At 59.9% G+C, this 6,160-nt stretch carries 5 protein-coding genes and 2 tRNA genes; 6 read left to right on the top strand and 1 reads right to left on the bottom strand.

The features are described 5' to 3' along the window. A partial coding sequence (locus tag ACI38B_RS06225; RefSeq protein ID WP_439729993.1) for a hypothetical protein occupies nucleotides 1-926 on the top strand: 926 nt, incomplete at its 5' end. A gap of 177 nt (nucleotides 927-1,103) precedes the next feature. On the opposite strand, the gene ACI38B_RS06220 is transcribed toward ACI38B_RS06225, so the two are convergent. Further along, nucleotides 1,104-1,691, bottom strand: coding sequence for a cadmium resistance transporter (locus ACI38B_RS06220; protein WP_439729992.1), 588 nt, complete (start codon nucleotides 1,689-1,691; stop codon nucleotides 1,104-1,106). Nucleotides 1,692-2,054: 363 nt separating this feature from the next. Here ACI38B_RS06220 and ACI38B_RS06215 point away from each other — a divergent pair. The 5 genes from ACI38B_RS06215 to ACI38B_RS06195 form a co-directional block, all read left to right on the top strand. Then, nucleotides 2,055-2,127: transfer RNA gene (locus ACI38B_RS06215), tRNA-Ala, on the top strand. A 711-nt stretch (nucleotides 2,128-2,838) separates the two neighbouring features. Then, a tRNA-Arg gene (locus tag ACI38B_RS06210) sits at nucleotides 2,839-2,912 on the top strand. 730 nt (nucleotides 2,913-3,642) lie between these two features. Continuing rightward, nucleotides 3,643-4,593 carry a magnesium transporter CorA family protein gene (locus ACI38B_RS06205; RefSeq protein ID WP_015451239.1) on the top strand — a complete coding sequence of 317 codons (951 nt, stop codon included), beginning with the start codon at nucleotides 3,643-3,645 and terminating at the stop codon, nucleotides 4,591-4,593. A 205-nt stretch (nucleotides 4,594-4,798) separates the two neighbouring features. Then, on the top strand, nucleotides 4,799-5,647 hold the full coding sequence (locus ACI38B_RS06200; RefSeq protein WP_439729991.1) for a transporter substrate-binding domain-containing protein: 849 nt from the start codon (nucleotides 4,799-4,801) through the stop codon (nucleotides 5,645-5,647). A gap of 42 nt (nucleotides 5,648-5,689) precedes the next feature. Further along, nucleotides 5,690-6,160, top strand: a 471-nt coding sequence (locus ACI38B_RS06195) for a class I tRNA ligase family protein (protein WP_439729990.1), incomplete at its 3' end; no start/stop codon positions are given.

Here is a 6,160-nt window from a genome sequence, read left to right as displayed (position 1 = left end):
TCAAAGGCAGCGATGACGAGCAGATCGAGGGGGAGCAAACCGACCAGAGCGCTGATGCGGACGGCGTGAGCGGGGAAACCACTAGGCAGCCTCGTCGGATTAGCAGTGACGAGACCACCGTGCTGCCCGTGCAGAGCGACCAGAATGCCGCGAACGCCCGGAACGTCCGGAGTGAGGGGGAAGGCAAGTCCGATGCGACGCGTGCCATGCCCGCGGTTGGCGCTGCGGACGCGACCACGGTGATGCAGCCTGCGGATGATGCCACCCGTGTGATTTCCGGCGCGTCCGCGGGCGCTCATGCCCATGCCGGTGCGGACAGCCATCAGGGGCGCGTGATTGTTTCCGGCGAAGAGACCGGGACAGCGGCCGTCCGGCACCTGTCCGGTTCAGTGAATACTGAACGCGCTCGTAAGACCAAACGTGTGGCGATCATCATCTCCGTGGTCAGTGCACTGGTGGCGGTGGGCATCACCGCAGGCGTCATCATGCTGGTCACCCGCGGCGAGGGTACGGATAGCGTGGTGCGTGACATGGTCGGCAATGCGCGGGTGACTCCGACCCCGACCCCCAGCGATTCGCAGATGCGGCGTGATGACGATCATCAGCTCGAGAAGCCAAGCGACAAGCCGTCCGCGACCGCGAGCCCATCCCCGTCCGCAAGCTCCAGCGCCTCAGCCTCGTCGACCGCGAGCCCGTCCCCGTCCGCGACTGCCAGTGCGTCCCCTTCGGCCAGCGCGTCGAGCAGCTCGAGCTCAACTTCGGGCTCAGATTCTGGTTCGTCGGCGGGTTCAAACGGTGGTGGGACTTCTGATTCCGGCACGACCGACGGATCTGATTCGGGTACTACTGGCACAGATTCGGATACTTCTGGAACCGGTTCGTCGTCATCCGGTTCGGCTGATGGGTCTGGTACTGCGACGAAATGATCAATCAATCATATCGATGACAGCAATTTCCGGTGGGCGGTTACGCGTTTGCGTGCCGCCCGTTGTTGTTGTGTGGTTGTGCGGTTTGTAACCGATGGATGGCCGGTAGCCGACTGGGTGGCTTGCATTATCTAGCGTCGGACGCAACGATTCGCCCCGGTTCGAGTTCCAGTTCGGTCATATGCCGAACGCGTGCCCCTTGACGAGAATCACCGCACCGAGCGCGATGAGCACAAGTGGGAACAGGTACCGGTCCGAACGCTCGAGCCATTCGCCGATTCCCGGTCGGGTCGCGATGAAGCGCGCGAGCAGTACCAGGACGGTGACCAGAACAAGGAATACCACGCAATACACGATGACCACCGGGAGGCTGTTGGATGCGAATACCGGCACGTACACGCCGATATTGTCTCCGCCGTTGGCGAAGGTGACCGCTGCGACTGTCGGCAGGGTGATGCTTTTGCCTTCGCCGGTGTCGTCATCGTCTTCGCCGCGGATGCTGTCCCATGCGGCTTTGATGCCCAGTGCCAGCGGAATCAGGCCGAAATAGGGGATTGCTTCGGCGGGAAGCAAGGTCACGGCACCGTATGAGGCGACCGTGGCGATGACGAGGATGCCGAAGAATCCGAGATACTGGCCGAGCAGAATAGTTCGTGTGGTGTTGCGTTGTTTTGCTCCGCGGGCGAAGAACAGAGCAAGCACGATGATGTCGTCGATGTTGGTCACGGCGAATAGCGCCACGGCTTGGATAATGGATGCGATCACGGTGGACCTTCCTGTTTGGTTGGTGTGTAGCTGATTCTTGGTGTGTGGTGTTCGGTGTGCGGTCGTCGTTGTTGGCTGCCGGCTATCGGCCCCTGCGTCACCTTTGGTTTCGATCGATTGACATTGTTGACTCTAGTGGACTTCAGAATTTCTGTCGAACTCTATTGCCGCCCCTGAACCGCGGTCCCGGAAGCGCGATATCTCAACCAACAGCAACTCTTCAAGCGGTATTCCTGACGAGGATGTGCCGGCGTGGAATCCAATGCGACACGCCGAGAGGTGTGGTCGATTTTGATATCAGCCAATGGTGTTGTAATGTATACGAGGTCCGCGAAGAACGGACAAGATAACTGAAGACCGACCGGGGCTATGGCGCAGCTGGTAGCGCATCTCCATGGCATGGAGGGGGTCGGGGGTTCGAATCCCCCTAGCTCCACGGACAACCCGCATCGCAAGAGCGATGCGGGTTTTTCATTTCAGGTGACATTCCCGAAGTCGCGGATGTCGTCGTCCCGTCATCTGGTCATCTCGTCATCACGCCATCCCGCACGTGTCATGCCATGTCGTCGGTGTGCGAAACGTGCGCATAGGAAACAGACCGCATGGGAACCAAAGCGAACCAAGGCGCATGAAAGCCAACGGTGCTGCCCGAGACGTTCCATCCGGTTACGTGTACGGCGGCATACGCAACGCCGCAGATCCCCGGAGATGATGCCAACAGCTTGCAGCAGACCGACGGTTTGCGCATGCCCAAACATACGCAACCCCGCGGAACGCACTGAAGAACGGTCGTGACACTGTCGTATTACGCATGCCGGGACATGCACAGCTGGGCGGATGTTATCGGCTATCGCCATCCCTTGTCGGGTTTTGCCCGATTGTGTATCCCGCGGCATACGCGGCATGACGAACCACCATCGACCATGGCAAAGCGGTGGAGACATTCGTCGGTTACGTATGCTGCGGCACGCGCAACCTGACAAATCCCGCCCGCTGTCGTGGCCGTACACGGTGTTCCGCAGTGTTGCGCGCGCGTCGGGCTCGCTACTGTCCCATTTAGACACGCCTGTTGCGATTATCGCGAAATGTGGGTATGATGCGAACGTTGCCGCAATGGAGATGTATGAATCTCCCGTGGGCAGCGACTGCGCCAGTAGCCCAATGGATTAGAGCAGCTGACTACGGATCAGCAGGTTGCAGGTTCGAATCCTGTCTGGCGCACGTTCAAACCCTGGGAACAGTCCCGGGGTTTTCTGTTTCCGCCGATTCTGATTTCTAGGGTTGCCGGATGTCATTGCTTCAGACGGACGGCTTTCGGTTGTCTGAAGTCCGAACGACTCGCGTCCGTCGGTCGTTTTGACGAGCTATTGAGATTTATCGGCGAGATGGGGACAGGGTAGGTTTCTTGAAAAGTTTGGAATATCAAGGATTTCAGGCTGTCGGCTGTTTGAGATGAGAGTGACTGGTTCTTAAAAAATCGCGGGAGGGCTCCTTCGTGGAGAGATATTGAGACTTTCTTCTTAATTTCTCGATGAAATCGGTCGTATCGGCGAGATGTTGAGATTCCGTCCGACGGTCATATGGCGGATATCGCTGCGGTCGGTATGCCGCAAGCCCGTGCACCGCGTAGCGTAACCGGTAACCCGCGGTTCCCTGCGGCGTGGTCTTGTGTGTTTTCTCCAAAACGCGTCTCGCGCAGTGCACCCGGCAACCCACGACCCAACCCCCGGGTAACCGCGAGACAAACGCGCGCTGAACATCACGTTACGTCATGGGGTGAAACCGCGGGAAGACAGTTTCGTCCCAGCCGTGAGGGATTATGCTTATTTGGGATTCTTCGGCGGTCGCCGCGACTCGTTTGGAGTCAGGCCGCGGAACATCCACAGAAGGACGGTGGCTCAGGCGCACGATTCGCGTACGGCGAGAGCATAGATGAAAGGCAGGTGAGCGCATGCTGAGAATGTTCAGCACCATCAACGGTCAAGTGGAGCAGATCGAGAAACCGGAAAACGGCGCATGGCTATGTCTTTCGGAGCCGACCGACGTGGAACTCGCCACGGTCTCCCAGGAAACCGGCATCGATCTGGCCGACCTGCGCGCCCCGCTCGATGACGAGGAACGTTCTCGCGTGGACGCCGAAGACGATTACACGATGATCATCGTCGACATCCCGACCGTCGAGGAACGCAGCGGCCGTGACTGGTACGAGACCATCCCGTTGTCGATTATCGTCACCCAGAACCTCATCATCACCGTATGCATGCAGGACACGCCCGTCCTCCACCCCTTCATGGAGGGCACCATTCGCGGCTTCAACACGTATATGAAGTCGCGGTTCATCCTGCAGATCCTGTACCGCAACGCCACGATGTACCTGCGATACCTGCGCATCATCGACCGCGAAACCGACAAACTCGAACTGCGTTTGCGTCACTCAATGCAGAACCGCGAGATCCTCATGCTGCTCGAATTGAGCAAGACCTTGGTCTACTTCACCACGAGCCTGAAATCCAACGAAATCGTGATGGAAAAACTCACCACGCTCTCACGGATCAAGCAATACCCGGAGGACGAGGACCTGCTTGACGATGTCATCACCGAAAACAAGCAGGCTATCGAGATGGCGAACATCTACAGCGGGGTCCTTGCGAACATGACCGACGCTTTCGCTTCGATCGTGTCCAACAACCTGAACAATGTGATGCGCATCTTCACGATCATCTCCATCGCGTTGTCCATTCCGACGCTCGTGTTCTCCATGTACGGTATGAACTTCCAAACCGGCATGCTCGGCATGCCGCTGACGGCCAGCAAATGGGGCTTCCTCATCGTCATTGTCCTCGCCATTGCCGCGGGCGGCCTGACCGCGTGGTTCCTCGCCCGTTCCCGTTTGTTCAAGTGATGTAAGCCTGAGCCTGGGCGCCTGCCGGTCGGCCGTCGCCCAGGTAGACACCAGAAGGTAAGGTCAGACACCAGACGCCCGTCATCGCCGCCGGTGATTCGCAGGCCGGTGACACACGGCAGCGTCATATGGCTGCGACATTCGCAACGGCGACGCATACCACTGCGACACGCGTAGCCGCGATACGCACAACGGAGGTGATTAGATGCGCACACCACGACGGATACTTGCCACCGTGCTTTGCTGCGTCTTTGCGGCCGCATCCCTGACAGGTTGCGAAGGTGCCGCAGACGCATCCGCCAATCTGCCGGAAGGCCCGACCATCACCATCGGTGTCGCCGCCGACATGCCGGGATTGAGCCGCTTGCACGACGGCTCCTACTCCGGATTCGACGTGAATGTCGCCACCTATGTGGCCAACGAGCTCGGGTATGCGAAAAAGCAAATCATGTTCAGGTCGGTCACCGTCTCCGATTACGGCAAACGGCTCAACGAACGCTTCGTCGACATCGTCGCGGCGCCCCTGCCGATCGGCACCACCTCCAGCGACGACGTCACGACCTTCGCCGGCCCGTATTTGAGTGCTGCGCAAGGACTTCTCGTCCGCACCGACGACGCCGACACGATTACCGGCACCGACGACCTGGCCGGCCATACCGTGTGCACTGTCGCCGGGTCGGGGGCCGCCGACGGCGTTCGCAGCCGTCAACCCAAGGCGCGCATCCAGGAGCGTGCGACCTACCTGCAATGCGTCACCGCGCTGCTCGTCGGGGAGGCTGACGCGGTCAGCGGCGATGACGCGGCGCTCGCCGGTCTCGCCGCGAACGAAGGATCGCAGTATCTGCACGTCGCCGATGACACCTTTGGCACGTCCCTGCATGCCGTGAGCGTCAAGGCGGGGGAGAGCGCGCTCGCCTCGAAAATCGACGCGATTCTCAAGCAGATGGTCACCTCCGGCACTTGGCGATCCTTCGCTGATGAAATGACCGATCAGCTCGGTTACCGCCCGTCCGCGAAGCTCAACCCGCCGACGATACGTTCGGATAATGGATAGGCGGTCGCATCGTGTCCCGTTGTGCGGCAATAATCCTTGTTTATGACCGACAACACGCAAGCACACGAAGGCGAGCCGGCGTACCGTTATAACGCGAAGCTCGCACAGACCATCGAGGAAAAGTGGCAGAAGACCTGGGACGAGCAGGGCACGTTCTGGGCGGCGAATGTCAAGGGTGACCTGACGGACGGCAACGGCAAGAACGCCGACGGCCGCACCCCCTACTTCGCCATGGACATGTTCCCCTACCCATCCGGCAAGGGCCTGCACGTCGGCCACCCGCTCGGATATCTGGCCACCGACGTGGTCAGCCGCTACCACCGCATGAAGGGCGAGAACGTCCTGCACGCCATGGGCTATGACGCCTTCGGTCTGCCGGCAGAGCAGTATGCGGTCCAGACCGGCCAGCATCCGCGCGTCACCACGGAGCAGAATATCGCGAATATGAGCCGCCAGCTGCACCGCATGGGCCTGAGCTTCGACAACCGTCGCAGCTTCGCGACCATCGAGATC

This window comes from Bifidobacterium sp., from assembly GCF_051876855.1.
Taxonomy (GTDB): domain Bacteria; phylum Actinomycetota; class Actinomycetes; order Actinomycetales; family Bifidobacteriaceae; genus Bifidobacterium.
The sequence above is the reverse complement of the archived record's forward strand: the minus strand, read 5'-3'. Positions and strand labels throughout refer to the sequence as shown.